This window comes from Sutterella sp. KLE1602, from assembly GCF_001578585.1.
Taxonomy (GTDB): Bacteria; Pseudomonadota; Gammaproteobacteria; order Burkholderiales; family Burkholderiaceae_F; genus Sutterella; species Sutterella wadsworthensis_A.
Window position 1 is genome coordinate 1 of sequence record NZ_KQ968538.1, and the last position, 26583, is coordinate 26583.

General features: G+C 58.2%; 20 protein-coding genes. 9 read left to right on the forward strand and 11 right to left on the reverse strand.

Going from position 1 to position 26583, the window contains the following annotated elements; genetic code table 11:
• Window positions 1-581: 581 nt before the first annotated feature.
• The 3 genes from HMPREF3036_RS06455 to HMPREF3036_RS06465 all read right to left on the reverse strand — a co-directional run bounded on the left by HMPREF3036_RS06455 (window position 582) and on the right by HMPREF3036_RS06465 (window position 3064).
• Entirely contained in the window at window positions 582-1172 is a 591-nt protein-coding gene (locus HMPREF3036_RS06455) for a DUF2721 domain-containing protein (protein ID WP_005437120.1), read from the reverse strand.
• Complete coding sequence (locus tag HMPREF3036_RS06460) at window positions 1169-1657, reverse strand: DUF2721 domain-containing protein (protein ID WP_005437121.1); 489 nt, start codon at window positions 1655-1657, stop codon at window positions 1169-1171. The genes HMPREF3036_RS06455 and HMPREF3036_RS06460 overlap by 4 nt, the downstream gene beginning before the upstream one ends.
• A gap of 243 nt (window positions 1658-1900) precedes the next feature.
• Window positions 1901-3064, reverse strand: a complete 1164-nt coding sequence (locus HMPREF3036_RS06465) for an autotransporter outer membrane beta-barrel domain-containing protein (protein WP_062332686.1) — start codon at window positions 3062-3064, stop codon at window positions 1901-1903.
• Window positions 3065-3516: 452 nt separating this feature from the next.
• On the opposite strand from HMPREF3036_RS06465, the gene HMPREF3036_RS06470 reads away from it, so the two are divergent.
• Window positions 3517-5253 (forward strand): DUF262 domain-containing protein, encoded by a 1737-nt coding sequence (locus HMPREF3036_RS06470; protein WP_062332689.1) that lies wholly within the window; start codon window positions 3517-3519, stop codon window positions 5251-5253.
• 475 nt (window positions 5254-5728) lie between these two features.
• Window positions 5729-7444, forward strand: coding sequence for an IS1634 family transposase (locus tag HMPREF3036_RS06475; RefSeq protein WP_062332692.1), 1716 nt, complete (start codon window positions 5729-5731; stop codon window positions 7442-7444).
• Between the two features lie 12 nt (window positions 7445-7456).
• Here HMPREF3036_RS06475 and istA read toward each other — a convergent pair whose 3' ends face one another.
• Window positions 7457-8938, reverse strand: a complete 1482-nt coding sequence (gene istA / locus HMPREF3036_RS06480; protein ID WP_062332695.1) for an IS21 family transposase — start codon at window positions 8936-8938, stop codon at window positions 7457-7459.
• A 382-nt stretch (window positions 8939-9320) separates the two neighbouring features.
• On the opposite strand from istA, the gene HMPREF3036_RS06485 reads away from it, so the two are divergent.
• From HMPREF3036_RS06485 to HMPREF3036_RS06515, 7 genes are all read left to right on the forward strand, one after another.
• Window positions 9321-10292, forward strand: coding sequence for a Bug family tripartite tricarboxylate transporter substrate binding protein (locus HMPREF3036_RS06485; protein ID WP_062332698.1), 972 nt, complete (start codon window positions 9321-9323; stop codon window positions 10290-10292).
• Between the two features lie 41 nt (window positions 10293-10333).
• Window positions 10334-11188 (forward strand): 1,4-dihydroxy-2-naphthoyl-CoA synthase, encoded by an 855-nt coding sequence (menB, locus tag HMPREF3036_RS06490; RefSeq protein ID WP_062332701.1) that lies wholly within the window; start codon window positions 10334-10336, stop codon window positions 11186-11188.
• A 7-nt stretch (window positions 11189-11195) separates the two neighbouring features.
• Window positions 11196-12560 carry a class I adenylate-forming enzyme family protein gene (locus HMPREF3036_RS06495; RefSeq protein WP_062332704.1) on the forward strand — a complete coding sequence of 455 codons (1365 nt, stop codon included), beginning with the start codon at window positions 11196-11198 and terminating at the stop codon, window positions 12558-12560.
• Window positions 12561-13170: 610 nt separating this feature from the next.
• Window positions 13171-17226, forward strand: coding sequence for an autotransporter domain-containing protein (locus tag HMPREF3036_RS06500; protein WP_062332707.1), 4056 nt, complete (start codon window positions 13171-13173; stop codon window positions 17224-17226).
• Between the two features lie 285 nt (window positions 17227-17511).
• A complete protein-coding gene (locus HMPREF3036_RS06505) occupies window positions 17512-17940 on the forward strand; it encodes a DUF4878 domain-containing protein (RefSeq protein ID WP_062332712.1) in 429 nt (142 codons plus the stop codon).
• A 12-nt stretch (window positions 17941-17952) separates the two neighbouring features.
• Window positions 17953-18654, forward strand: coding sequence for an NlpC/P60 family protein (locus HMPREF3036_RS06510; protein WP_062332715.1), 702 nt, complete (start codon window positions 17953-17955; stop codon window positions 18652-18654).
• An 81-nt stretch (window positions 18655-18735) separates the two neighbouring features.
• Entirely contained in the window at window positions 18736-19362 is a 627-nt protein-coding gene (locus tag HMPREF3036_RS06515; RefSeq protein WP_062332719.1) for a hypothetical protein, read from the forward strand.
• A gap of 60 nt (window positions 19363-19422) precedes the next feature.
• Here HMPREF3036_RS06515 and HMPREF3036_RS12120 read toward each other — a convergent pair whose 3' ends face one another.
• The 7 genes from HMPREF3036_RS12120 to HMPREF3036_RS06545 all read right to left on the reverse strand — a co-directional run bounded on the left by HMPREF3036_RS12120 (window position 19423) and on the right by HMPREF3036_RS06545 (window position 26546).
• Window positions 19423-19563: a hypothetical protein gene (locus HMPREF3036_RS12120; RefSeq protein ID WP_197457951.1), complete on the reverse strand. Its 141-nt coding sequence runs from the start codon at window positions 19561-19563 to the stop codon at window positions 19423-19425.
• Between the two features lie 29 nt (window positions 19564-19592).
• Window positions 19593-21200, reverse strand: coding sequence for a hypothetical protein (locus HMPREF3036_RS06520; RefSeq protein ID WP_062332724.1), 1608 nt, complete (start codon window positions 21198-21200; stop codon window positions 19593-19595).
• A 13-nt stretch (window positions 21201-21213) separates the two neighbouring features.
• Entirely contained in the window at window positions 21214-21444 is a 231-nt protein-coding gene (locus HMPREF3036_RS06525) for an immunity 17 family protein (RefSeq protein WP_062332727.1), read from the reverse strand.
• Window positions 21441-21788 (reverse strand): WG repeat-containing protein, encoded by a 348-nt coding sequence (locus HMPREF3036_RS06530; RefSeq protein WP_062332730.1) that lies wholly within the window; start codon window positions 21786-21788, stop codon window positions 21441-21443. The genes HMPREF3036_RS06525 and HMPREF3036_RS06530 overlap by 4 nt, the downstream gene beginning before the upstream one ends.
• Before the next feature lie 31 nt (window positions 21789-21819).
• Window positions 21820-24177 carry a DUF4253 domain-containing protein gene (locus HMPREF3036_RS12125; protein WP_197457952.1) on the reverse strand — a complete coding sequence of 786 codons (2358 nt, stop codon included), beginning with the start codon at window positions 24175-24177 and terminating at the stop codon, window positions 21820-21822.
• Window positions 24095-25726, reverse strand: a complete 1632-nt coding sequence (locus tag HMPREF3036_RS12130) for a tetratricopeptide repeat protein (RefSeq protein ID WP_062332736.1) — start codon at window positions 25724-25726, stop codon at window positions 24095-24097. Before HMPREF3036_RS12130 ends, HMPREF3036_RS12125 begins: the two co-directional genes overlap by 83 nt.
• A gap of 445 nt (window positions 25727-26171) precedes the next feature.
• The gene (locus HMPREF3036_RS06545; protein WP_062332739.1) at window positions 26172-26546 is read right to left on the reverse strand and encodes an autotransporter outer membrane beta-barrel domain-containing protein; all 375 of its coding nucleotides are present in this window, start codon (window positions 26544-26546) and stop codon (window positions 26172-26174) included.
• Window positions 26547-26583 lie beyond the last annotated feature (37 nt).

Here is a 26583-nt window from a genome sequence, read left to right on the forward strand (position 1 = left end):
CGATTTGTTTTCAAATCGGACGGGGAGCAGTCACCAAATAATCTTGTTACCGGGGACCAACGCGCCGGTCTACTCGAACGTACGCATATAGGCGCGACAGAGATACTAACCGCCGCGCAAATCGCGGAACGTTACGTAGGGTGGCATATTCACCGATCGTAGGCTCTTCCAAAAGAGTTGCTCCATTGTTGGCAAACGCATCTGTCCGACGAGGACTTTTCCGCACTTGCTCAATGCCAAGACCGACAGCATCATGCAGATCCTGTACCAGATCGCGCTCGGCCTTCGAATCATGGAAGATCTAGAGGCAATCTTAGGGGCAAGCACAATTGCCATTTTCCTTCTAGCGGCCCATAACATCGAGAGCGAAGATCCTTTATGCAAGTGCTTCAAAGCACTAGCGTCGAAATCGTCATCTGCCTATTGAGGGTCTGAGGACCGAGACTTTGCCGCGAAATAACCGACAGGCAGAAGCAGATGACCGCCGCGTGCGGATGCATCGGCATTTTCGATCATCCGTACGCATATCCAAGCCTGACTTGCACCCAAGATGCACTGCAAAAGAAGGCCTTGCCAACTTCTCAGGCGGAGTGCCCGCCCTCGGCCTTTCTCACCTCATGAGACGCCGCATGTTCGGCCTGCCGCCTCGCTTCATTGAGAACGTGCGATTGATGACGCGCCTCGACAGCCTGAGCGGCTCTTGCTGCAACCGCATCGTCGAAGGCGTCCGCAACCGGCGGCAGCTTTGAGACGACCAGCTTGATGGCTCTCAAGGAGAGACGAATCTCAAGGCTCAGGAACACGGTGGACAGGACGATCAGAGCCACCGAAGCGAGCAGCAGCGCACTGTTGAGAATGTCGGCGCTGAAACCCGTCGCCTCTTCGAGGACACAGAGCGCAACGAGAAGTCCCGACACTACGGCGGAAAGAACGACGCAGAATTCACCGCGGCGCAAAAGCCCCGCCCGGTGGAAGATGAAGTCGATTTCATCGTCGATGTCCGCGCGTTCGTCGTCGGTGAGCTTCGGATCGAGCCGCTCGTTCATCAAGAGCCGAATCCTGCTCGTCGCGTGGTTGTAACGGGCGCTCATGGATAGCATCAGAAGGCCGACGCCCGAGATGAGCGTGATGGGGGCGAGCGCGGAAGCGAGAAGCTCGTTGAAGGACGTCATTTCGATGCCTCCTCGAGGCGCTTTTTGAGAGCGTCGCCTCTGGGCATGTGTTCGACGGCAAGGCCGAGCGCATGGAGCGAAAGCCTGATCTCGAAGGCGAAGGCGACGGTGGCGGCAATGATGAGCAAAAGCGCCAGCACAAGCCAGATGGCGGCAAAAGGAGCCGCGTCGAAGCCGAAGTAGGTGCCGAAGACGTTCGTCGCCACAAGCAGCCCGGAGCATCCGCTCGAGAGCGTGATGGCGAGCATTGAAAAGCGCAACCAGCGCGCCCGTCGATAGATAAGACGAATCTCGCGGTCGATGTCGGGCTCGACGCGAAGCGCCTTGAGGCCCTGCGTGCGAATCTTCACCAAGCCGCGAATGCGATCCATGCAGTGGCTGTAGCGGTTTGTCATGCAGAGAATGAGCATGCCCACGCCCGATATGAGCGTGATGGGCGTGAGTGCGCTTGAAAGCACTTCTTGAAAGGGAGCCGAGGCGATCATCGCACCTCCGTCTTGATCGGCAATTGCGGGTTTTCGACTATAGACCGCTTGAGTTCCGACGGGTGACGGCGCGAAGAAAAGCGTTGTCCAAAATCAAGCCGCAGCACGGATTTACCACAGGTCGCCAACATCACGAAAGCGGAATTTCGTCCACTCACCACGCGCGTCCGTCCGCAGCACGAGAAATAGGCCGCACGGGAGAAGAATTCCCGGGCGGCCTGCGCTTCAGAAGTCAATGAAAGGTCAGAAGGCGTGCCTCACGCCCACCGTCGCGCGCCAGTCCTCGTCCAGGACGCCGCCCGAGGTGCGCTCGACGTCGGCCCGGAAGTACGTGGCGGGCGTCAGGTTGAAGTTGACGCCGAGGCCGTATTCGACCCAGGTGTCCTTGCCGTCCGTCTCAAGGATCGCACCGTTGCCGCCCGTCACCTTCAGGTCGCCCAAGAACTCATGGACGGCCGAAACGCGAGCATAGACGTTGCCCTTGTTGTTCGGACACTTCATGCCGAAGGCCATGCCTGCACGGCCGAGCAGGCTGTGCGCATCGTCAAACTCATAGTTCGAGCCGTCGCTAAGCTCCAGGCGCTCGGCATCGACGAACGTGTACGTGGCCTCGACCTGAGGCTCGACATAGAAGAGGCTCGAGACGTCGAAGCGCCAGCCGAACTCGCCCGAGAGGCTCAGCGCCACGTTGTCCATCGAACCCTTCTTGCCGCCGTCAACCGTCATGTCGGTCTTGACGGAGGCAAGACGACCCACCACGTCCACGAACTGGCCGGCCTCACCCATCCACAGACCGTAGGCCGAAAGACCATAGAGGTCCATGTCGGCATTGCCGCGCCTGTAGTCGGCTTCGCTGCCCGTGTAGCTCAGCGCCGCGCCAAAGCGGACCGGCACCGTATCGACGCCCGCCTGGATCGTGTGGAAGTCGTTTTCAAGGCCAGCGGAGCCCGAGAGGCGACCGCCGTCATAGCGTGCCCAGACGCCAGACTTACCCTGAGACGTGCGGATGTCACCGAGGCGCTTCCTCACGTCGTTCATGAGGATCCTGTTGATCGCAAGCGGCGCAGCGGCGGCGAGCTCAAGCGTGGACTGCATGACCGAGTTCGGTCCCGTGCTCGTCGTGGCACCTTCCTCGTCGATCCGGAAGCCGTCGTTGTACATGCCTTCCTCGACGGTGCTCGTGACGCCGACGTTCTCGGCTGCCTCAACACCCGCCGCCATGAGCGCCTTCGCCTCTTCCGCCGTCAGGTCGTCGGAGGTGAGGTTCCTCTCCATCTTCGCGTCCTTGAGCTTGACGTCGATCTTCGAGTTTTCGTCGGCTTCAGCGATGGTGATCGTGCCGGTCCGGCTTCCTTCCTCAGCCGTCAGATCTGCGGCGAGATTGACGGTGCCGCCCGTACCGGTCATTTTTTTACGCTCTACTGCTTGACAAGAGAGGTGAAATGTGCCCCCTCAAGCACGCTCTCTACAAAGGTTTTCCAGCAACTCCCTGAATGATGCCCGTTCCCTTTCGGGGCCTCAACATACAATAAATCATTCACCTCCGGAAGCTCTTCAAATCCCCCCCTCTCTCGGGAGAGGGCTAAGCAAATTTGTTATTTTTTGAGGAGCGAAAAGAAAAAATCAAGCGCCGTTATCTATGTTCGAGAAAACCGAACGAACATTTTTGTTTCGCTCGACTGTCCGTAGTGGGTATTTGAAGAGCTTCCTTAAGGAAGACATAGGAATATAATTGGAACACGTGCGCGGACGCATCAGGCTAGGCATGATGTACCACAAGTCGGTCTCATTGGGCCAGCTTCAGAACAACCTCTCCGGACATAAAATTTTCGGACACTTTCCTAAACAATAATAGTCTCATGTCGAAACTCAACATTGACCAACGTACCATTCTTGATTTGCTGCAGGATAAGCACGCAGACTTTTTGATTCCTGACTATCAACGTCCTTACACTTGGGGAGAGGACGAGTGCCTTACGCTATGGGACGACCTTCTCTCCTTTGCGTGTCCGGATGATGACTATTCAAATTTCGACTCGACAAAAGATGAGTACTTCCTTGGTCCCATCGTCACCTTCAAAAATGCGAATGGAAAGCAGGAAATTATTGACGGGCAACAGCGACTGACAACCGTCATGTTGTTGCTCCGAGCTTGGTATGTCCGTTTCCGGGATACTCAGGATACGACGTCGAAAACGATTCGCGACCTTCTTTCCCAGTGCCTTTGGAAGACGACCGAATTCGGCGAAGCCGATATGGAAAGGCTCAAGATTGATTCACAAGTCGCTTCAGACGACGACAAGATTCAATTTCTGGAAATCCTTCGAACCGGTGAGGCCGATCCGAAGTGGAGAAGCGCATATGCAAACAACTATCGACTCTTTCAAGGTTGGATTGCGGAACTCATCAACACCAAAATGATGCTTGTGCCGTATTTCGTGAATCGCATTCTGAAAAACGTCATCCTGCTCCCGATTGAGGCGGACGGAATGGATACGGCGTTGCGCATCTTTTCGACCCTGAATGATCGCGGCAAACCCTTGGCGGATGCCGACATCTTCAAATCGCAACTCTATAAGTTCTACAGTGACCGTAGCGAAAAAGATCGCTTCGTCAGTCGTTGGCGAGAGCTCGAAAAGGTGGCAAGCACGGCATTTAACGGTGAGCGAATTACGCCGATGGATGAACTTTTCACGCGATACATGTATTTTGAACGCGCAAAGAAGGGCGTTAAGGATTCGACGACTCCGGGCCTGAGAACCTTTTACAGTCAGGACAGCTACAGTCTCCTCAAGCGTCCGGAAACGTTGGCCAATCTTGAGGCTCTAGCGGATTTTTGGAGGCGGGTCGAAATGCAGAACGGCTTCTCCGACGCTGTCTTGAAGGACCTGTATGTGTTGCGATATGCGCCAAACGGCATGTGGGCTTACATTCTCAGCGTCTATTTCCTGACTTATCGTGATGACGTCGGCAACTTGGATCAGGAGCAGCTGCATCAGTTCCTGCGCCGCATCACAGCGTTCATTCTCGCCCATGCGGTGGAGCGGCCCGGTGTGAATGCACTTCGAACGCCGATCTATCCGGAAATGGTCAACATCGTGAATCAACAGCCGGTGACGTTTGACGGTCACAAAAAAATTCTCAAGGAAATCCATGAACGGTTCCGCGCATTCGCGTTCACGAACGGTCGTCCGATCACCAAGTCTATGCTGACATGGTGGGCGTTCCAGAACGAAAAACAGTCTGTGATTCCTCTGTCGACCGGCATGGAAGTCGAGCACATCTATTCCCGTCGCCGGGCTGCTGACAGCCCACTCAGCAACAAGGAGAATTTGGATGCCTTGGGCAACAAGTCTATTCTTGAAAAGACAGTCAACATCCGGGCTTCCGACTATCGATTCGAAGATAAGAAGCGCTACTACCTTGGTTTCGATACCGACGATACGGTGAAACACGGAACTGTTGTTCAGGATCTTATCGAGCTGGCAAAGGACCATGAAGACTTCACCGAAGAGGATCTAGTGAAGCGAACGGAGCTGATTATCGATTCATTCATGGAAGAACTGAAGCGTGAGGATCTTCTAGCTTCGGAATAAGAAGGGGACATGCTAGCGACCGCCCCTGTGCGAACATCTCGTCGGTTGATGACGGCAGGAACCCTCGTCGTAAGAAGCACCGCCCTCCAACTGGTTTGAGCCATCGGGCGGCGTTTCCATTTTTCTCAATACAAACAGTTGAGACGTTCCAACGATTCGTCCGTGCTGCTTGCTCGTTGTAAAATATGGACATGATGACAAAACAGTCATCACCCTCTATCCCAAAATCTCGGATTTTGGAGCTGTAGACGACGTAGGAAAACGGCCGATCTCCTTGTGGCACAAGCAAACCCCGGGTATTCCCGGGGTTGATTTTTATGCCGACAGACTATACAATCTTAAAAGTCGTTCAAAACGGTCACGATACTCAAGTGAAAATGACGTTTTGATAGAAAAGTCCGTGAAATACACGGACTTTTTCTTGCTTTCAATAGTGTACGTATGATAGAATATAAGGGCATTATTGGAGATACTCATGGGGCGCCCTCTCACTGGAAAAACGCATGTTGGCATTCGCCGCGAAACCCGCTCGAATGGCGACGTCTACGTATACGAACGTGTGACTGGATATGATCCGAAAACTCAGAAAACAAAGACGCTCTCTACCCGACTTTTGGGCAAAATCCTGGCTGGGTCGACCGCAATGATCCCGACCCGCCCCAAAAAGAAGCGTTCCGAAGTTATCGAGGCACCCGTCCAGGCCGTCCGCACCCATGTCGGACTTCAAAAAATCCTCGAGTGGGCAGGTCATGAATCCGGTATTGATGCGGATCTCCAGAGGAGCTTCGAGATCGGCGACGCCCTCAAGTTGAGTTCGATCGCTCGGTACTGGGTCGCGACTGACGGTGACACGTTGCCGCGCATGGAATCATGGCAAGTAAGGAATCCGCTACCGTACGGACACCCCATCACTCAGGATGTTTACGGCAAGCTGTTCGCCTCGGTTGGTCGAAATGAATCTGGAGTGCAGTCGTATTTTCAGTGCCGTGGACAAAGAGTCTTGTCGACGGGTTTGAATCTGGCGCTGGACACCACGACTTTCTCGACGTATTCGAAGAATCAAATTGAAGCGCGTCAGGGATTTAACAAGGATGGGGACGGGCTTGATACGATCAAGCTTCTCGTGCTGTACTCTGTGGAAAATCGTCAGCCCGTCGCTTTCAGTAAGCAGCCCGGGAACATCCCTGACAAGATCTCGCTCGCCAATGCGCTTCGGCAGCTTGACATGCTCGATCTGGCGTCGCCGGTCATCGTGGCCGACAACGGGTTCTACAGTCAGGACAACATGACGCATTTTGCCCGCGAGCACACGAAGTTCTTGATGCTCGCCAACAGTACCGACAAGTGGGTTCGCTCGGAAATCGACGCCGCACGCGAAGAGCTCGGGCACTTCAGGAACGTCTGCCCGTTTGACGTCGATGTCAGCGGCGTCATGCGCCGCAGGCAGCACGGGTTCAGCATCGTGCGAAAACGCACGCGCGGGAATTTCGAAGCCGGGGAGACGGAATCGTTTACGCGACGCCTGTACGTCCATGTATTTCACAAACCGGAGGCTGCTCCGATTCAGGAGCGCAGGCTTCGCGAGAGCCTTTTCTCACTCAAGAAGGATCTGGAGGACGGCGTCGAGGAATTTCGGCCGGCTGCCCAGAAACAAATCGACAGCTACCTCACGGTGAAACGTACGGCCAAAGGCGTCAAGGTCGACTTCAAAATGGACGAGATCGAGGAAGCAAAGCGCTATTGGGGGTATTTCGTCCTTGTGAGCAATGAAATCAAGGATCCCTTCGACGCGCTGAAGGCATACCGTTCCCGTGAAAAGATCAAAGAGCTTTTCGCTACGTACAAGGACAGTTTTGATGGGCGAAAGCCGAGGACGTGGTATCCCGAGAATCTGTACGGCAGGCAATTTGCCCAATTCGTTGGTCTGGGCTACCACTGCTTCCTTGCGAAGAGAATCCTTGATGTGAAGAAGGCGCTCTCCGAAAAAGAAACCGAGGGAAAGACGAAGGAGGAGTTGAGTCTCGAAGCAAAGCTGCTCGCTTGGCTCAATCAGCACTCGCTCATTCAAATTTTGGACTGGTTCCGTTGTGTCGACTACGTCGCCGCAACGGGGAATGCCAGTGCATCCAAATGGACAACGGAAACGACGAGACGTGACCAGCTCTTTCTCAAGATGTTGGGCGTGAAGTAATTCGTGGGGGCTTTAGACGACTTGAAGGATCTGAATGGTCTCGCATTGCTTTTGGAAAAACCCAATGCCCCAAATGTCGGTGTCAAGCATGGCCTGCATGGCTCGCTCGATGACCAGTAGCGGGTAGCTTCGCTTTGAAGAGCAGACAACTCCACAGAGGCGCCTGCCGTTGAAATCGGACTTGAAAGCCTGTGCCACAGACTTTTCCGCTATGCTGCGATCAATCCCGATCCTCGAGCTGAACACATTGACCCACTGATCCGGTGAAAGGCGAGTCCGCTTTTCCTCCGGGGTCAAATGTTCGGGCAAGAGATGGGTCTTCATGCCGACAGTCGAATAGCAGCGTTCATGTGTAGCGAGAAACGCCCCGCTCTCTGCGTCGTAAATCTGTACCTTCTTCTCGGTCAGCTTGACGTGCATTTGCTTTCCGACGAACTCCGCAGGAACGCTGTAGCGATGAGCCCCGTTGGACCTGCTCAGCCTGATGCAATGGCCTTTGTCCACGGTGTAGACCTTCCATTCGCCATGTTCATAGGGACGATCAGGCAAAGGCTGCAGGCTGCTCCTTTCCTCTTCTTCGAAACAGGCCCTACGAGTGGCATTTCTTCCCTGCCACTGACGCAGGTTGAGTTCGTTCAAGTGTTCGAGAACCAACTTGCGCAAGTACTCTCTGTCCTTCGCCAGAGCGTGCCCCTCTCCCTGAAGGTGAAGTTTGCCGATAATCCAACGCTCGACCATATTAACGCTGGCTTCCACGCGATTTTTGTCTTTGGGATGATGAACGCGGCAGGTCTGTGCATTCATGCCATAGTGTTCACATAAGTCGAGAATCACCGGCTGAATGTCACCTTGCGTCCAGTTTGCATGACGCACCAGAGCTTTGGCGTTGTCCATCACGAGGTTCTTGGGAGCTCCTCCGAAGTACTGGAGTGCTTCGATGATCCCCTGAATCCAGAACTGCTGCCGTTCGCTCTCGTACGCCTGAGCGAAGATCAGTCCGCTGGAAGGAAGCGCAGCAACGAAAACCCGGTCGCGATGGACTTCCGCGTATTCGTCCACCCACACGAGATCGTCTCCCGCATAGTCGATTTCCATCACATCGCCTGCGACGTAGTGGAGGTTCGTGAACAAGTCCTGGGGCTCCCAATTGGGCTTCTGTTCCGCGTAGCGGCGACAGAAGGACGAATAGGAGTAGATCTTCTGACTGTCGTTGGCCTGACGGTACTCGTCGTAAACGAGTTGAAGCGTCATGTGCTTCTGCTGAAGGAGTGCGTTAACACCTTCCCAGTCGGGTTCGACGCGGGCACGCTGGGGCCTGGGATACAGCCGATCATGGATTTCCGCATCCGAGAGTTTGAGAAACGCCTGAAGATCAGGTCTGGCCGCAGTGGCCACCTTGTTGATAAAGCCGTTGGAGGCTCCTGTCTGAAGACGGATTTTTTTGTAGCTGAGACCGTGACTCAGCAGGTTCAGTACCGTTCTCACGGTAGTCATAGCAATTTTCCTAGTCATTTAAGGCGCCTTATATCGATAGGAACCTTTTGATTATCTATTGCTATACCTCAACTGTTCACGTGTCTAGGAATCCCTGTTCACGTGTTTAAGAATCGTCCCGTCGGCCACCTGTTCACGTAGTTAAGAAAATCGTTCACGTACATGAGAATCGCTGTTCACGTGTTTTGAGAATTCTCACCCGTATCCCACAAACGCCACAACATCAGGCATTTTCGCCCGCAAAGCCTGCAGATGCGTCGGCGCCGAAGCCGCACGGCCGACAGCTCGTCTTCCCGTCATTTGACTTTTCCCGGCCGAATCTGTATCATGCGATACATTGGTACCAATCGGTACCGTTCGAAGCATTCAAACGGAGCAAACCATGGAACGACGCAGACTTCTTCAGCTCGCAGGCGCTTTTCTCGCCGCAGGATCGGCACCAGGCGCCCTCTTTGCGCAGACGACGCAAATGACGATGGTCGTCCCCTTTCCGCCGGGCGGCGGCGGGGACATCCTCGCGCGCACGGTATCCCTTCCCTTCTCGGAGACGCTCCATGAAAAGGTCGTGATCTTCAACCGTCCGGGCGCGGGCGGCAACATCGGCACGTCCCAGGTCGTGAAGGCCCGGCCCGACGGCACCACGGTCGGATACGTCACAAACGGCATCATGTGCGTCAATTCACACCTCTACGATCGACAGGCCTTTGATCCGCTCAAGGACCTCGAGCCCATCGCAGGCCTCACCTCCATCGGCCTCGTCCTTGCAGTGAGTCCGAAGGCTTTACCCGACGTCCGTTCGGCGGCCGACCTCGTCAAGCTTGCGATATCGCGCCCGGGCGAGATCGCCTTCGCGTCCGCGGGCCCGGGCACGACGAGCCATCTCGCGGGCATTCTTTTCGAGCGCGAAGCCGGGCTCGACCTCAGCCACATTCCCCATGCGGGCGGTGCCGCCGCCGTCAAGGAAGTGCTCGCAGGGCGCGTGCCCTTCCTCATCGACGTGATGCCCAACCTCCTTCCGCACCTCAAGGCCGGCACGCTTCGCGCCCTCGCCGTCACGACGCCCTCACGATCCGCACTTCTGCCCGAAGTTCCCACCATGGTCGAAGCAGGTCTTCCCGGCGTCACGCTCTACGCCTGGGACGGCATCGCCGCCCCGAAGGGGCTCTCCGACGCCGATGCCGATCGCTTCGCGAAGGCCGCCCGTGCCGCGCTCAACGACAAGGCCGTGCGCGACCGTCTTCTGCGCATGGGCGCTGAACCCCAGTTCCGCGGTCCCGCCGACTTCAGGCAATTCATAGAGGCCGAGGCCGCCAAGTGGCGCCCGCTTGCCCTCATGGCCCGCGCACAGCGCTAAAGGCCGAACCCATACAGACTGTTTGAAAAGGAATTAACGACATGCAGCCCATGTTCGACACCTCACATCTTCCTCCCGTTCCCGAATGGCACAAGGCGGGCGAATTCACCGACATCGTCTATGAGAAGTGCTCGGACGGCATCGCCAAGATCACGATCAACCGTCCCCAAGTTCACAACGCCTTCCGTCCGCAGACGGTGATGGAGATGAGCCGCGCGCTCAACGACGCCCGCAACGACGCAGACGTCGGCGTCATCATCCTGACCGGCATGGGCGAAAAGGCCTTTTGCTCAGGCGGCGATCAGAAGGTCCGCGGCACGGGCGGGTACGTCGGCGACGACGGCACGCCCCGCCTCAACGTCCTCGACCTGCAGCGCGAGATCCGCACCTGCCCGAAGCCCGTCGTCGCCATGGTGGCGGGCTGGTGCGTGGGCGGCGGTCACGTCCTTCACATGATGTGCGACCTCACGATTGCCGCCGAGAACGCCATGTTCGGTCAGACGGGGCCGCGCGTCGGTTCCTTCGACGGCGGCTGGGGCGCATCCTACATGGCACGCATCGTCGGCCAGAAGAAGGCACGCGAGATCTGGTTCCTCTGCCGCTTCTACAACGCCAAGGAGGCCCTTGACATGGGTCTCGTCAACACGGTCGTTCCGCTTGAGAAGCTTGAAGCCGAAACCGTCCAGTGGTGCCGCGAGATGCTTGCCAACTCCCCGCTCGCCCTCCGCTGCCTCAAGGCCGCCCTCAACGCCGACTGCGACGGCCAGGCGGGCCTGCAGGAGCTCGCGGGCAATGCCACGCTCCTCTACTACATGACCGAAGAGGGCCGCGAAGGCAAGAACGCCTTTCTAGAAAAACGCCGTCCCGACTTCTCGAAGTTCCAGCGCCTGCCCTGAGGCTGACATGCCCTCTCTCACCACGGGCGCCGGCCCCTCAATGAGCGTCGCCGCCCTCGCACTCTCCGAGCCCGACCGCACGGCCGTTGTCGACGCCTCCCGCCGCATCACGTGGGCGGAACTCGCCCGTCTCGTCTCGGATCGTACGGCCTCGCTTTTGCAGCCCGCTCCCGGCCGCCCGGCCTTCCTCATCCCGAAGCCCGACCTGAACGGCCTCGTCGACATCCTTGCCCATTGGGAGGCGCACATTCCCGCGGTCCTCGTCTCGCCCAAACTCACTTCTGCCGAGCAAGACGCCCTCAAATCCCACGCGGACTCCATCGCAGAACCTCTTCCCGACGGCACCGCATTCGTGGTCTTTACGTCTGGAACGACGGGCCTTCCGAAGCCCGCCATCCTCACGCGCGAGTCCCTGACGGCAGGCGCCAGAGCGATGATCCGCGCCCTTCGCATGACCTCGTCCGATGTCTTGCAGCTCTCGCTCTCGCCCGCCCGCGTGGGCGGCCTCGGGATCATCATGAGAACCCTGGCCGCAGGCAGCACGATCGCGCTGTCTCCGGGCTTTTCGGGCGCCCGCTTTCCCGAGACCCTCGCCCGAAACGGCGTGACGTTCGCCTCGCTCGTCCCCGCCATGCTGGCAGACGTCCTCGAGCGCAATCCGGACTGGCGCAATCCGCCCCACTTGCGCGCCATCCTCATTGGCGGCGCCCCGTTCCCCGACCGTCTTCGCGCCGAAGCCGCCCGACGCGGCATTCCCATCATGACAACCTACGGCATGACCGAAACGGGCAGCACTTGCGCGGTCTCGGCCTACGAAACCCGCCTCTCGCCTGTCCCTGTCGGCGAAGTGCCGCTCGCGGGCACCTCGTTCAGGACCGTCGACGGCGTCCTCTGCCTCAAGGGACCGATGCTCTTTTCAGGCTACTGGGGACGCCCCGCACCCGTTCATGACGGCTGGTTCGAGACGGGCGACGCAGGACTCGTCAATCATGACGGTTCGATCCGCCTCCTCGGGCGCACCTCCGACATGATCATCACGGGCGGCGAAAAGGTCGTTCCCTCCGAAGTCGAGTCAGCCCTTGAATCCTTCCCCGGGATTCGCGAGGCGCTCGTCGTCGGCATGCCCGATGAAAAGTGGGGGCAGATCGTCACGGCTCTTCTCGTCTCCGACACCGATCCCCATCCGCAGTCTGACGCCATCGTCTGCGGACTTGCCGCACGCCTCGCCCGATGGAAGTCTCCTCGACGCATCGCATGGGTCAGCTCCCTGCCGTTCACCTCCGCGGGCAAGCGAAGCCGCAACCCCGAGGTTCTTCGGGACCTAGAATTCGATGTTCTTCACTACAGACACTCAACCGAAGCCCCGTTGTAATCCGCCTCCCCGGTTTCGTCTCCTCCCCTTTTTGTCTTTTCCAAAGGGCCGCTGCGGACATCTGCACCGCCGTGGCCCGTTTTTCATGACCGCCGGCCACTACGCACTCACAATTGCATTCGAGCCGCCACGCCCCTCTTTCTGTACGGGAACACGATGTCCTTCAGAACGTTCAGGCGCAGTCGTCCTAGTGTCTCCACACTTTCCCGTTCGGGACCGATAGCGAGAATCTTTCTCAAATACTTTTATCACAAGGGTTTTCCGGCGATACCTTTCGTGAAGTTCGTTCCCTAGCGGGACTTCAACCTTTGAAGTCTCAAACGCCTTCGTTCCTTGGCGTCACTTGTTTCACTTGTCGAATTTTGATCATCGAAAAATGACCGTTGTAAAATAGCAACAGCTATCAAACGATCGAACAACCTCACAAAATTTTGCCTCACCCCCTTTAAATACACTGTGTTTCAGTCGATCTCATATATATCAACCTAATCCATTTGGGCGCATTAGGGTTTTTACCCCCCCCCAACACCAATCCCTGAAACTTCGCTATGCGCAGTTTTCGCAAGAGAACCTTCGCATTCGTTTTTTCTTCCCAAAAGGAATAATTGACATGAATTCGACATTCAAGGTTGTTTTCAACAAGGCGCGCGGCGCCTTGATGGTTGTAAATGAAATTACGTCCTCCGTGCAGGCCAAGGGCACGAAGACGGTCGTGGCCGCTGCGGTCGCGACGATGATCGCCGGCGTGGCCGGCACGGCGATGGCTGAAGAAGTTGCCGAACCTGCCGCCAAGAGCACGATTACGGTTAACGACGCCAACCGATCTGGTATCGAGAAAGAGGATGTCTTTGACGGCTACACCTCGGGATCTGACCAGTACAAGTCCGGCGCCATCTACATCACGGACGGCAAAACAACCACATTCAAGGATGGCGTGAAGTTCACGAACAACACCTCCGAAATGAGTGGTGGTGCCATTGAAGTTCAGGCCGGCACGGTCACCCTCAAGGACGCCGTCATCACGGGCAACAAGGCTGACTCCTGGGGCGGCGCCATCCGCATGGCCGGCAACTCCACGGTCAATCTGACGGTTACGAAGGACACCGTTTATTCCGGCAACAAGGCCAACGCCAACGGCAAGCTGGACTATCCCGACATGGGCGACTTCGTCTACATGAACGGTGCCACGAACGGCCAGAAGACTGCCCTCAATCTCAAGGCCGAAGGTGACGCAACCCTGACGGTTGCGGACTCGATCGCCAGCGCCGGTTCCAACAACGAGATCACCACTGAAGGCAAGGTCAACGTCACCGGCTCCATGGAAGCCTACACGGGTGACATCACGGTCAAATCCGGTACGTTCAAGCTTGACGGCGGCTTCGGCTCCTACGACCTCTGGACGGATTCCTGGGCCGCGCAAAAGAACAGCAACGCCACCGCCAAGCTGACGGTCAAAGGTGGTGCCACTGCTGAACTCGGCGCCCTGACGATCACCCGCACCAGCCAGAATGCCGCTGACACTAAGACTAAGATCGCCGGCACCAATCTCGTTGTTGAAGAAAACGGCAAGCTGACGGTTGAAAGCATCACCGTTGCCTCCCAGCAGTACGTCAATGCCGAAAAGAAGTTCGACTGGACCTCTCACGGCTGGGGCAAACTCGAAAACAGAGGTGAAGCCACGGTCAAGGACCACATCACGGTTGAAGGCGGCGGCAAGTTTGACATGACGGGCCATGTCACGGTCGGCCGCATCAACACGGCTGCCAAGACCGACAAGCTCGACGCAGGCGTCATCACCCACACGAACGGCACCCTCAGGCTCAACAACGGCAAGTCCGTCAACAAGGGCCAGGTCACTGTCGACCATCTCGAACTGAAGGATGGTTCCTATTTCGAAACGACGGCCAACTACGACCCGACTAAGGTGGACAAATTCTCCGGCAGCCTCTTCAAGGCTGAATCCATCTATGTCGGCGAGGGCGCCACGCTTGCCTTCACTGACTTCAACTCCAATGTTAAAGCAGGCCGTGAGGAGCCGGTCGAAAACTCCGTTAACGATCAGGTTCTCATGACCTCCCATCTTGAACTTGACGGTGGTTCCCTCAACGGCCTCAAGAATCTCAAGATCGGCACCAGCCGCAACCCTGGTGGCAAGCTTACGGTCACCAACGGCGACTACGCCTTTGACAACCTTACCATCGCCAAGGGCGGCGACGACAACCACTCCCGGCTTGAAACCGAAATCTTCGGCGGCTCGCTCACCGTCAAGTCCCTCTACACGGATGCTGACGTTGAACAGCACGACGGTACTGTTACCGTTACCGAGAAGCTCAAGCTTGAAGGCCAGTCCAACTGGCACATGAACGGCGGTACGCTCATCTTCGACAAGGACCTGAAGATTGAAAACCTTGTTCCGGAGAATCAGCCTGAAGGAAACCGACAGATCGTTGTCGGAGGTGGTGAACTCAAGGCTTGGAACTCGCAGATCTTCGGCGTCAATGCTGACAAGACCGACTACACGACTCTCACCAAGACTGGCAACCAGATCATGACCGGTGATGACGGCTTCCTCACGATCCTCGACCACGTCGAGTTGACGACTGACGAAGTCGCAAAGGCCGTCACAGCCTTCGCAAACGGCAACCTCACCTTCCAGAACCTGACCCTGAAGACGGGCGCTGAAGAAAAGGTCGTGTTCGACCAGAAGTACGGCACAGCCCTCCTTGATCGCGCTGTCGAAGCGCCTGCCTCTGCCAACGGTGCCGTTGCTCTTAGTATCGACAGTACCAAGACTGTTGGCGTTGGCGCCCTCAAGGTTGACGCCAAAACGAAGAACGTCAATGCCGCGACTGGTCACCTCATCCTCGGCGGCCTCGGCGGCAACGTCATTGAAGGTGTTGGTGAAGTCGAAACCCTCGTAGCCAACAAACTCAGCCTTGGAAAGACTGAAGCCTCTTCCGGCGTCGTGAACGCCGCCAAGCTCTCCACTAAAGAACTCAACGTCAACGGCGACTTCACCGCCCGCGCTGTTGAAGCGAACTCGGCCCAGATCGACGGCATGCTCACGGCTGACTCGCTTACCGTCAAGAACAAGGGCAAGGCCGTTGTCGCCGGCGCCCTCGCCCTCACCGGCAATGTCAAGGAAGACGCTGCCGAACTCTCCGGCAATGTTGAACTTGACGAAGGCTCCGTCCTCACGACGAATGTCGCCGCCGCCAAGGCCATCGCTGGTGAATTTGATGAAGGCACGGCCATCATCTACGTTGACCGTCAGCTCAAGCTGGATGGTGCCACGATCGGTGCCACGACGGATGCTCAGACTCGTGCTCTTCTGAGCGCAACTGCGACCCCCGCCGAATCCACCGTCAAACTTGACAATAATCTCGCGCTTGTCGTCGACGCCTCCTCCTTCATCCAGGCGAATGACCATGACTTCACGAAGGGTGACGACGTGTCCGTGCTCGGCAAAAACACGACCCTTACTTTTGCCGGTGGCGAAGTCGAAATCATCAACGTCAGCAAGCTCGGCAAGATTGACCTTGGCAAGTCTGTCACTAAGGACCATGACATTGACACGGACTCCATCTACGTCAACGCCAAGCTCGACTCCGCCGAAACGGGCATCGTGACGCTCGCCTACAACAACGGACTCGTTGCCGACAAGACCGTTGACGCTCGCCTCGAAAACGCCTTCACGAACGGCGTCGGCGCCAAGGAATTCGCCATTCTGTCCGCTCTTGACACGCCCGCTTTCTTCGACGAAAAGACTGAAAAGTTCACGGAAGCCGGCAACAAGGCCTTTGAACAGGCCACGGGCGGCAACGCCACGGCCGGCGTTCTGAACGTCGCTTATGACGCCAATGCCCAGGTGACCGACGCCATCGTCCGCCACCAGCTCTCCGAGCATGCCGGCATGGGCGTCTGGGCCGATGTCTTCTATGCCAAGAACGAAGCCAAGAAGCTCTACGGCGACTTCGGCTACTCCGCCGACATCTACGGCGGCGTCCTCGGCTTTGACTACACGGCTGCCTGCGGCGGCACGCTCGGCGCTGCGCTCACGGTCGGTACGGCTGACGCTGACAGCGAAGGCGGTGTTCTCTCCAACTCGCTCAGCTCCGACTTCGTCGGTCTCTCCGTCTACGCCTCGAAGGACTTCTCTGGCCTCAACGTCAAGGCTGACCTCGGCTACATCGACTTCAGCAATGACTTCACGGGTCTCGGCGACGCCTCCGACGCCACGACGATCACGTTCGGTGTTCGCGGCGACTTCACGGCCTACCAGAACGGCGCCTTCTCCGTCGTTCCGCACATGGGTCTTCGCTACACGCGCATCGACACCGATGCCGTGGCCTTCAACGACGAGCAGAACATGAACGTCCTTGAAGCCCCGATCGGCGTCAAGTTCGCGGGCACGTTCGAAGCCACCGGCTGGAAGCTCGTCCCGTCCTACGACTTCACGATCGTTCCGCAGCTCGGCGACAAGGAAGTTGAAGCCTTCGGCACGGCCGGCGACATCACGATCCTCTCCGGCGGCCTCTTCAACAACGTCCTCGGCGTTGAAGCGGTCAAGGACAACATGTCCTTCGGTCTGAACGCCTCCTATGGCTTCGGCCCGGACGATCGCGCCAACACGCAGGTCAATGCGAACTTCCGCTACCACTTCTAACGACCTGATGTTCCGGGGCCCTCGGGCCTCGGACGACAGGCTCACTTGAAGTCAAGGCCCCGCATCCTTCACCGGATGCGGGGCCTTTTTCTGTCTCGATCAGCAACGCCCCTTGCTCTGCCTCAACGCCCCGTCAGCGTCCCTCTTGCGTTTGAATACGGTTCGGAAATCACGCCGTCCCGCATTTCGCGTTGCTTTTAGGTAGACTTCGGAAAAACGCCCGCACGTCCTCATGCTTGTCAATCGACGTGCCGGGCCAAAGCTTAGATAGAGGAGAAAACCATCATGATCAACCGCCGCCGCTTCATCCAGGCGTCCGCCCTGCTCGTCGCCGGCACCTCCACGCTCGCCCTCACGGGCTGCGGAAGCCCCAAAACGCCTGAAGACGTCGCCTGCGCCTTCGTGCGCGCCCTTTACCGCGGTGATGCCGCCGAGGCCACGAAGTTCTTCCACGTTCCCGCCGACGCCAGGGACGCCGAGGTGAAGATCGCCGAAGCCAAGATCAGCGAAAGCGCCGCCCAGGCCAAGGACTCCGCCACGAAGCAAGGCGGTCTTCGCGACGTCTCCATCATGGAACCCGTCGCCAAGGAAGCCATCGAGGCCGGCAAGTGCCGTGCCCGCGTCAAGGTGGCTTTCGGCAACGGCTCGAGCAAGGTCGAGACCGCCCAGCTCATCAAGACCGAGAAGGGCTGGCTCGTCACCTTCGGCCTCTGATTTTCCATTTTGATGAATACCCGCACGGCGGCTCTCCTCACGGCAGCCGCCGTTCTCATTTCCGCCGGAATCGTCCTCACTAATGAGGACGTCAAGGGTGAGCTCATCGAAGTCGCGACCGTGCTTCTTCCAGGGCTTCAGGAGGCACCGTCCGCCGAAGTCCCCACGGGCGTCACGCTTGACGACCTCGCCCCCTGCGGCAGTCTCAGGACCGGCGATCTGGTCTTTCGCAGGGGCTTCGGAACGGAGAGCCGCCTCATCATCGAGGCTCAGGGTCCCAACAGGGCGCCCTTCTCTCACGTCGGCATGGTTGTTTCCGAGCATCCCGTGATGATCGTGCACGCCACGACATCCGACGATCCGGCACACCCAAACAGCGTCATCAGCTCCAGCCTTCCTGAGTTTCTCTCCATGGGCGACATGGCGGGCGTTGCGAGACCCGCTTGGAGCGATGCTCTCAAGGCGGCAGCTGCAGGACGTGCAAGAGGCATGACGGGCGAAGCCTTCAGGCTTGTGCCCGACGATCCCGATGCACTCTACTGCACGACGCTCATTGAAAAGTCCTTCGAGCCTGATCTCAAGCTCGACCTTCCCCGCGACGTCGTCAAGGTCCCCGTCGTGGGCGGCGCGTATCTCTTCCCTGCCGCGCTCTGGGAGGCGGACGGCATGACGCATGTCTGCATGATCGGGAAGCAGAAGACGAGCAAGCCGTGACTCTCGTCGTCCGAGCCTGTAGAATCTTCGGACCATCTCAGAATCAAAACCAACCAGGCAATCATTTCTATAAAGGCCCTCATGCAGTTCGGCTTTCCCCGAGATCGACAGCTTCGCTACGCAGACTTCGCCAGGCTCCGTCCCGCCCAGAAGCGCGGTCGCGCGTTCATGTACCTGAAGCTCGCCACGCTCTACACGAAGTACTGCCGCACGTACCGTCCCAAGTTCTTCAGGACCATTGCGATGGTGGCCGCCGTGCTTGGCGCCGGCGCGGTCATGCAGTCCGCGCACATGATGCCCGACTGGATTCCCGTCTGGTTCCTCGGCGTCCTCGCCTGGAACCACTCGGTGGTGCGTGCACCCGACCTGCACCCGAACGTCCTCTTCTTTCTTCGTGATGCGGGCGCCACCACGGCCTCGAGCATTCCTGCCGACCTTCTTCGTGACAAAGGACCGCTCCTGATGCTCATCTGGGTCGTCACGGGCTACATGTCCGGTGAATGGCTGAGCCTCAATGCGGGCATGACGGGCTTCATCCTCATGACCTTCTTCGTCTCGACCTTCCGCATCATCCGCATGATGAACGGCAACCTCGAGGCGTTTGTCCTCGTGGGCGAAAAGGTGATGGAGATCGCCGAGGATGCCAGGGCGGAGCTCGCGGCGCAGGCGCGCGAGGAACAGGCATGCCGGGAAGACGAAGGCAACTGATCGGCCAGTTGAGGATTTGCGTCCCATGCATTTCAACTGCCATGTGATAAATGAATCTGGTCAGCCTCGCTGAACGCCAGTCCCGAAAACGAGAAGAAGGGCAACCACAGTGAGAAGAAGTCCCATCCAGTCGCGATCGATGATCTGCTTCAGAGCAACAAGCGTCACCAGCACTGCGACGAGCATGACAACACCGTTCATGACTCACCTCTCACTTGATATTTTGCATTTCATTCCCACTCCGCCGGCATTGCCTCGGGTGCAAAGCGCATTTCCATTACGACAGCGTCCTGCACGACTTCCTTGATTTGCTCAAGCCGAACGTCCAGCGCTTCCACGACCTCGGGCGCCCTGGCGAGGTCATCGACCGTGATCACCAGCACCTGCGCCCCGTACTCATTCCGGGTCGACGACCAGCGCTGCACGGCATCAAGTCCCGTGAGCAGCTTCTCGATCGGCTCGACAACGGCGGCATCCACGCCCTTCGTCAGATACGGTTCGGCCTTGGGCGAAATCTTGATGATGATTTCGTTGGGCTCAGTCGAGGGCAGCCCCCAATGGAAGGCGGCCTTGCTCTCGTCCATGTCCCGTCCGTTGGCGGTCGTCTTGAGAATGCCTTCAGGCGTGAGGCCGAATTCGAGCGTCGTTTCGTAGGCATCCTCGCCGACCCGTTTCACAGCGCCCTCCTTCTCCAGCGCTTCGACGTACTGCCGCAGATCGCGGTTGAGCGCATCAACCGAACCCGGCACCGGTCCCTTGCCGGTATCGACAAAAGAGACCCCGGTCTCAAACTTTCCGCCGGGGAACCCATGGTTGACGAAGCTGCCCTTGAGCGTCAATTCGGCGCCGGCCCAGGCCAACCGGAGGTCACGGACTGTCCCCTCCACATTTCCCTGCATCGAAGCGGCGAAAATGTCCGTCATGCTGCCGTCGGGACAGATGCCGGGCAGGTCCGCCATATCCGAGCCCAGTACGAAATGCGCTGAGAGGCACGGCAGCCAGACATTCGGAGGCGTGTACAGGCCGGCATCAAACCGCAGGTCGAAAACCGGCAGCTCTGAATCGTTGATGTTGACGTCCCGAATGTCGAACTTGAACTCGGTCGCATTACGCAGGCGACCGGCCTCCTTCTCAGGCGTCACCGTGAGGCTGTAGCTCAAGGGCCCCATGCCGAGCGGCATGAGCTCGCCCTTGACAAAATCACCTGCGGACGAATAGGAAAAGGCAAACTTGAGGGGTGACTCTGCATAGACGTACTCGAAGGTCTTCTCAGCACTCTTGACATGACCACCCTCCCATCGGCTTTCGGAGGCCCCCAGCCGTCCGGAGACAGTCAGCCCCGTCAATGCACGGCGCGCGTGATCAAAGCCGATGTCAGCCGTGACACGGCCGTCGCCGATCGTCTCCTTTTCATCCGACGCACCGCGCCAGACAACCTCAGCCTCTTCCGGACTCATCAAGGGACTGAAGACGAACCGAATCCGAGGATCAGCCTTGACGAGAATCGCAGCATCCGGATCCGAATTCGCTACGGGCTCGAAGCTGACCGAAGGCCGGAGACCCGGTCTGAAGCGACCGTTCATAACCAGAAAGGATTCGGTCAGGCCGTCTTCCGTGCGAAATCCCAGGCGCAGCACCAGATCGCGCTGCAGAAGACCGCCGTCCCGGCGCTCGAGCTCAAGCGCGAACAAACCCATGCCGCGCTCGAGGCGGCTGTCCGTCATCCGGTCGAACGCCTGAAGCTGCCACCAAAGGAGGCCGCCCAACGCGGCACCGCCGCAAAGAACGGTGCCGGCAGTCAGCCGCATGCAGGTTTTCCTGTTGAAGTTCATCGTCATTTGATATTTCTCCTCATTGCAGCCTTTTGACTAGCAGCCACACGCTGCAGACGACCAGAATGGTTCCGAGCATGAGGAAGACCGCACGGAGCAGCCCGCGCGTCAGAAGCGGCGCATGAGGCTTGCCCGTCGGATCGCACAGCCAGTTCCAGTCACGGATCGCGCCGATGATGCAGAGGCTTCCGAACAGCAGGCATATGACGTCGTTCCATTCTACGAACAGTTTCTCGACAAAGGCGTTCACGACCCGCTCTCTTGATTTGATGACGACGGGCATTTGACGATTGAGCCGGACTTGTTAATGCAGAACCAGTCGCCGTCCTCCCATCGATGATATTCTCCTTCCGACCCGGGCACTGCCGCAGGATGACCGCTCAAGGTCACCCTGGCAACGCCGTTCGCAAAAGGCAGACCAAAGGCAAATCGGGGCGCGATGCGAACGACGCCGTATGCATCGGCATAGCCGATGCGACCGTGGTCATCCACGACTCGATAGAGCCCGTCGGAGACGGGATCGGGGCCATTGTCGAAGACAAACGGAGCGACCGCCCCCGCGAGTAGAAGCCATGCCCATTGCCGGACCTTCATGACGCGCCCTCCTTTGTCCGCAGATATACAGCTAATCCCACCAGAAATACCAGATTTTGGACTGCCGGAGCGTATCCGCGAGTGCCCCGACGGACTCATGATTCTGATCCATGTCGGGACAGAACGCATACTGCTCAAGTGCAGTCTGCACGGCAAGCTCCCGCCCGATCGGTTTCGGAAGCGCGAAGTCGAGCTCGTCATGAGTCATGACGGCGGGCACGGCACCGAATTTTTCGAACCAGTACCTGGCGACCGCCATGAGCTGCGGCGTATCCGGACAGTCATTCCAGTTGCCGAACGGCAGATGGGCAAACACCTCCCAAGGATGCCGGACCGGAATTCTCGCGAGGATGACCGGATGCGTCATGTCCGTCTCGCTGTTCCAATATCCGGAGAACCGATGGTTGTTGAAGCCGCCCTCCATGCGGCCGACGACTTCCGTGTCCCAATCCTTGGAATCGTCCTCCGCTTCTGCGCGGCGCTCTGCCATGCCGTCCTCCAGAACCATCCTGCCGTCGGGCAGGGGTGCGGCGAGCTGCGATTGCCGGTAGGCGGCTACCGCATCCGGATCAAAGGCATGATCGTCATCTCCCTCATGAGCCGGATCGGAATTGAGCATGAGGCATTCCCAGAGTGTTTCGTCGACTGCAATGAGCATGGGAACGAATCCTTCGTGCGCTGCATTTTTCCCGGCATACTCGAAAGCGCACATGATCGGATCATCGTCCGCCATCGACGGGAAATAGGTGCACTCGCAGTCGAGATACGCCATCAGCGCCTCGGCCGTTTCGGAAGGCGCAAGCGTCGAGTCGTCAAAGCGCTGTCCGGCCCAATTCTCGTACCGCCGCTCGATGATCCGGGCCATTTCTCGATAATAGTCTTCATCAAACGGAAGGAACAGATACGCTTCGTCCTGAATCTCATCCGAAAAGTTCCTCTCCACGCCTATTCTGGAAACGGCATGGATGTCGACATCCATCGTATAGTGCGGCGTGTACTCGTGAAGGGCACCGTAGTAGCAGGCAAAGTCCGCGCCGCGCTCGTTGAAGATTGAAGCATGCAGTTCGCCCTTGAGCTTGTCTCGGAGCCATTCGCGCAGGCACGCCTCGGCCGGATTCGTCCTCACGGCCTCAACAATATCGGGCCATCGTCTGCAGAATGACTCGCTCATGAGGTCGTGCTCGATGCACCAGCGCAGATAAATCGCCAGATGACTGAAGGCATTGAGTTCGTCGACAGGGAGACACTTCTCACGAATGCTCTCCAGATGAGGAGCGGCCTCGTCGAGCAGAATCTCATTCTGCTCGAAGGACACCTTGAGCGTCGGTTGGTCCGGAAGCGCCACGCCCGGACTGCGGGTGATGCGATGCCTGTCGCCTTGGGAAAAGCCGATCGTCTCGCCATCATTGAGAGTGACGTCCGAACCGATCACATAGCCCACCAGACTGACAAGAAATTCCCTGACCGCCAGCGGATCGGCATCCGCATCGAGCACCTCCAGCTCCTCCTTGCCGAAGACGTCCATGCCGTAGGTATACCCGCAGACGCCGCCTTCTCTTCGATGGAGCCCGAACCAAATCCAGTTGTTGAGCGGGAGTTCGCCTTCCTTCATGACGCCCGCCATGTCGGCATAAAACGACGGCTCAAAGACAACGCCCGACGTGTATACGCCGAGGACACCCGGTTGACGACAGCAGGCGGCAGCGAGCTTCACGAAGAACTGCCCGCGCAGACGTACGTCCGTCTCCTTTCCCAGCACGGTTACCATGATGTGGGCGGCATGGCTTTGTGCGGCTTTGACGGCATCGGGCCACATGTAGTTGTTTTCGGCATTGTCCTCCGCCTCTCCCCCCGGCACCGGGCCGTGCATCAGGCTCACTGCGGCGATCATGTCGCCCGCCTCGAACACCAGCGAATCCCCGTTGTCCTTCCTGTCGTCCTTGTCCTCCTCGGGAACGTCGATGTCCCATTCGGCCTTCAGATCGGCGATCAGCCTGCCCTTGTCCCAATGCGCCTTCTCAAGCAGCACGAAGCCGAGGAAGACGCCCTTTCTGTCAACGGGCTTCCCGTCGTTCTTACAACGGGCCTCAACCGCTTTTTCACATTCGCGGATGACGCACGGCGCATCCTCATCCTCAGGATCGAGCTGAGCCCAGGTTCTGGCATAAGGAATGGCCTTTTCCTCCTCTCCCGTCAGGTACTGGTAGCCGTAGGCCATGCGCATGTGCCACTCCGCCCTGTCGAGGCCTTCCTCGCGGACCGATTCCAGTACGCCGATGGCGCGCCTCAGGGCTTCCCGAGCCTTGTCACGCGGACAGCCGTACTGCCCGTCGCCGAGAACCGCATAGTTCTCGAGCGCACGCACCAGAGCATATTTGAATCCGGGCATGGAAGGCTTCCGCCATCTCGGGACGATAGTCGAGCGGTTCATCATCGTCATCCTCGCCGGCATCCGCCCGATCGTCGGGAGACTTGAGCGGAACGGATCCCACTTCGCGGCGAAAGACGTGAAAGCTCGCCGCCGGCACGTCCGATGCCTCAAGAAACGCCCGGGCTTCGAACAACACGGGCTGCAGATCCCAGGCCATGAAGTCGACATAGCCGAAATGCACGCCGGTAGCGCCGCCGACCATCCTGACGACATCGGGTCCGCACGCCTTTTCGAGCTTCGCCTCCAGCGCCTCACGGAAAGCAAAGATCCTCTGCGTCCGATTCTCGCCCGTAAAGCCATCGAGCGAAAAGGCGATGAATCCCGCCGTCACGCCATCGGAATGAAGTGCATCCATCGTCTCATCGTCCGCACTCATATAGCCATTGATGAGAGGCGGGCAGGCCGTGGAACCGGCGATGACGTCAAGACGCCAGTCGGCGTCGGGGTCCGGATCAGGCTCGCGCGTGTAGCCGACATAACTGTTCTCAAGCAGCGTCTCGGCGTCGAGCGCCAGGTCCTTGCCGAGCTCCCGCAGTTTGTCCGGCAGATCGCTCAGAAGAAAACCCGGCACCGCCCTGGGCGCATCAAGGAGCTCGAAGTCGTTGATCCAGCGCATGTGCGGAATTTCGCCGAGCAGCTGGTCGGTGAGCGTCGTGAGCATCCACCAGGCACGTCCCTCCTCCTTTGCCTTCAGATCCGCAAGCCTGGCGCAGAAGACGGAGAGCTTGAACGCATCGTCGTCGGGCTCAAGCCAGGCCTGCACGTCTTCACCGCCGATCCTGACGCCGCCGGCATGGAGCTCATTGCCCGACGTCCCACGACGACCAAGCGTGATCTCCCAGTGCCTCAGGACGGATGCGGGCGCATGGCTTCGGAAGTAGACGAGCTCGAAGAGCTTCATCCGGTTGCCTTCAGGCGTCAGAATGAGCTCATGCTTGACGCCATTGAAGCCGACCTCGAACGAAACGTCCTCAAACGCAAGCCGGAGAATGCGCTCGATGCGATCGACGATCTCTTCGCCTCTCTCATGCGTCTTGTCAGCATCCATCATGGCGCGGATCTCCGCCTCCTCGCCTTCGAAGGCCGTCCAGGCCTTCTGCGTGCGCTCCCTGAAGGGAACCCGGAAGAACGGCAACGTCACGCGCTTGAGACAGTCCTCCATGAATTCTTTGGCATCCTCGTCCTCGGGTTTGGCTTCGTGCGCCCGTCGGAACCGTGAAAGCGCGCGCCCTTCCTGGTCGAGATAGTAGTAGGCATAGCCCAGGCGGAAGTTCCACAGATAGGTTGCGCCAAGTGCCTCCTCGTGCGGCTCAAGAAGCTCAATCGCCCGGTGAAGCATGAGGCGACCCTCGCTCGTGTTCGGATCCGCCTCGTTGTTGTAGGCGCGAGCCAGCTCGCTTGCAAGTTCCGGCGTTCGTCCGTCTTCTCCGAGCGCTTCAAGCGCCTCGATGATTTTGGGAAACTGTCCGGCTTCGTGCCATTTCTGGCATTTTTCGAGTAGCGTCATGCTCCCTCCCGGCAATAAGCGGCAAATTGGTCGTTCAGGCGAACGTTCTCCGGACATGAGCAGTACTTGACGGGCTCATCCCAAAGGCGGTCGCCGAATGCTTCGCGCTGCGGATTTCGTCTTCATGGTGTCAAACGAAAGACAATGCGATTCGAGTTTTTTATCACACAACCTTTCTCCCATGCAAGACGGGGCTAACCCGAATTTCGCTTACAGAAAGCCAATTCCATTTCCTCTCCCAAGGGAGCGTTAAGGTGATGGAGATGCCAAAGCGGACTCGCTGAAAAGACACGCGAGGAGGCGTATCAGGACAACTGAAGCATCCCCGAAAACAAAAGCGCCGCGCCGACAGGGAAATCCGTCTCGCGCGGCGACTGCAAGGCAGAAATCAGGTCTCGGACTGCTCCTGCCTTTATTCATCAGGCGCCCCGAAGGTCAATAACCCTCAGAACGACCAGCGTGCGCCCAAATTGAACCTGTACGACGTCTCGACCTTGGCCCCTTCGGTGGCTTCAAGGTCTGCATAGAGATGCAGGTTCTTCGTGGCATTGAAGTTCGCGCCGACACCGTATTCAAGCCAGGTGTCACCGAGCTCTTCGGAGATGTGCTTCGTCTGACCGCCCTTCGTGAACGTCGACTCGGCGTCACCCTGCCAGTCATGGAGGATCGAAGCGCGAACATAGGTGTTGCCGCGATTGTTCGGGCACTTCAGACCAAGCACGAAACCGACTCTACCGATGAGCGTATCGACGGCCTCATGCTCGACGGCAACGCCCATGGACGTCGTATAGTCGGCATCGAGCACGCGACCGTACATCATTAAAAGAGGGGAACTCCGAGCGAGCTCCCCTCTTTCA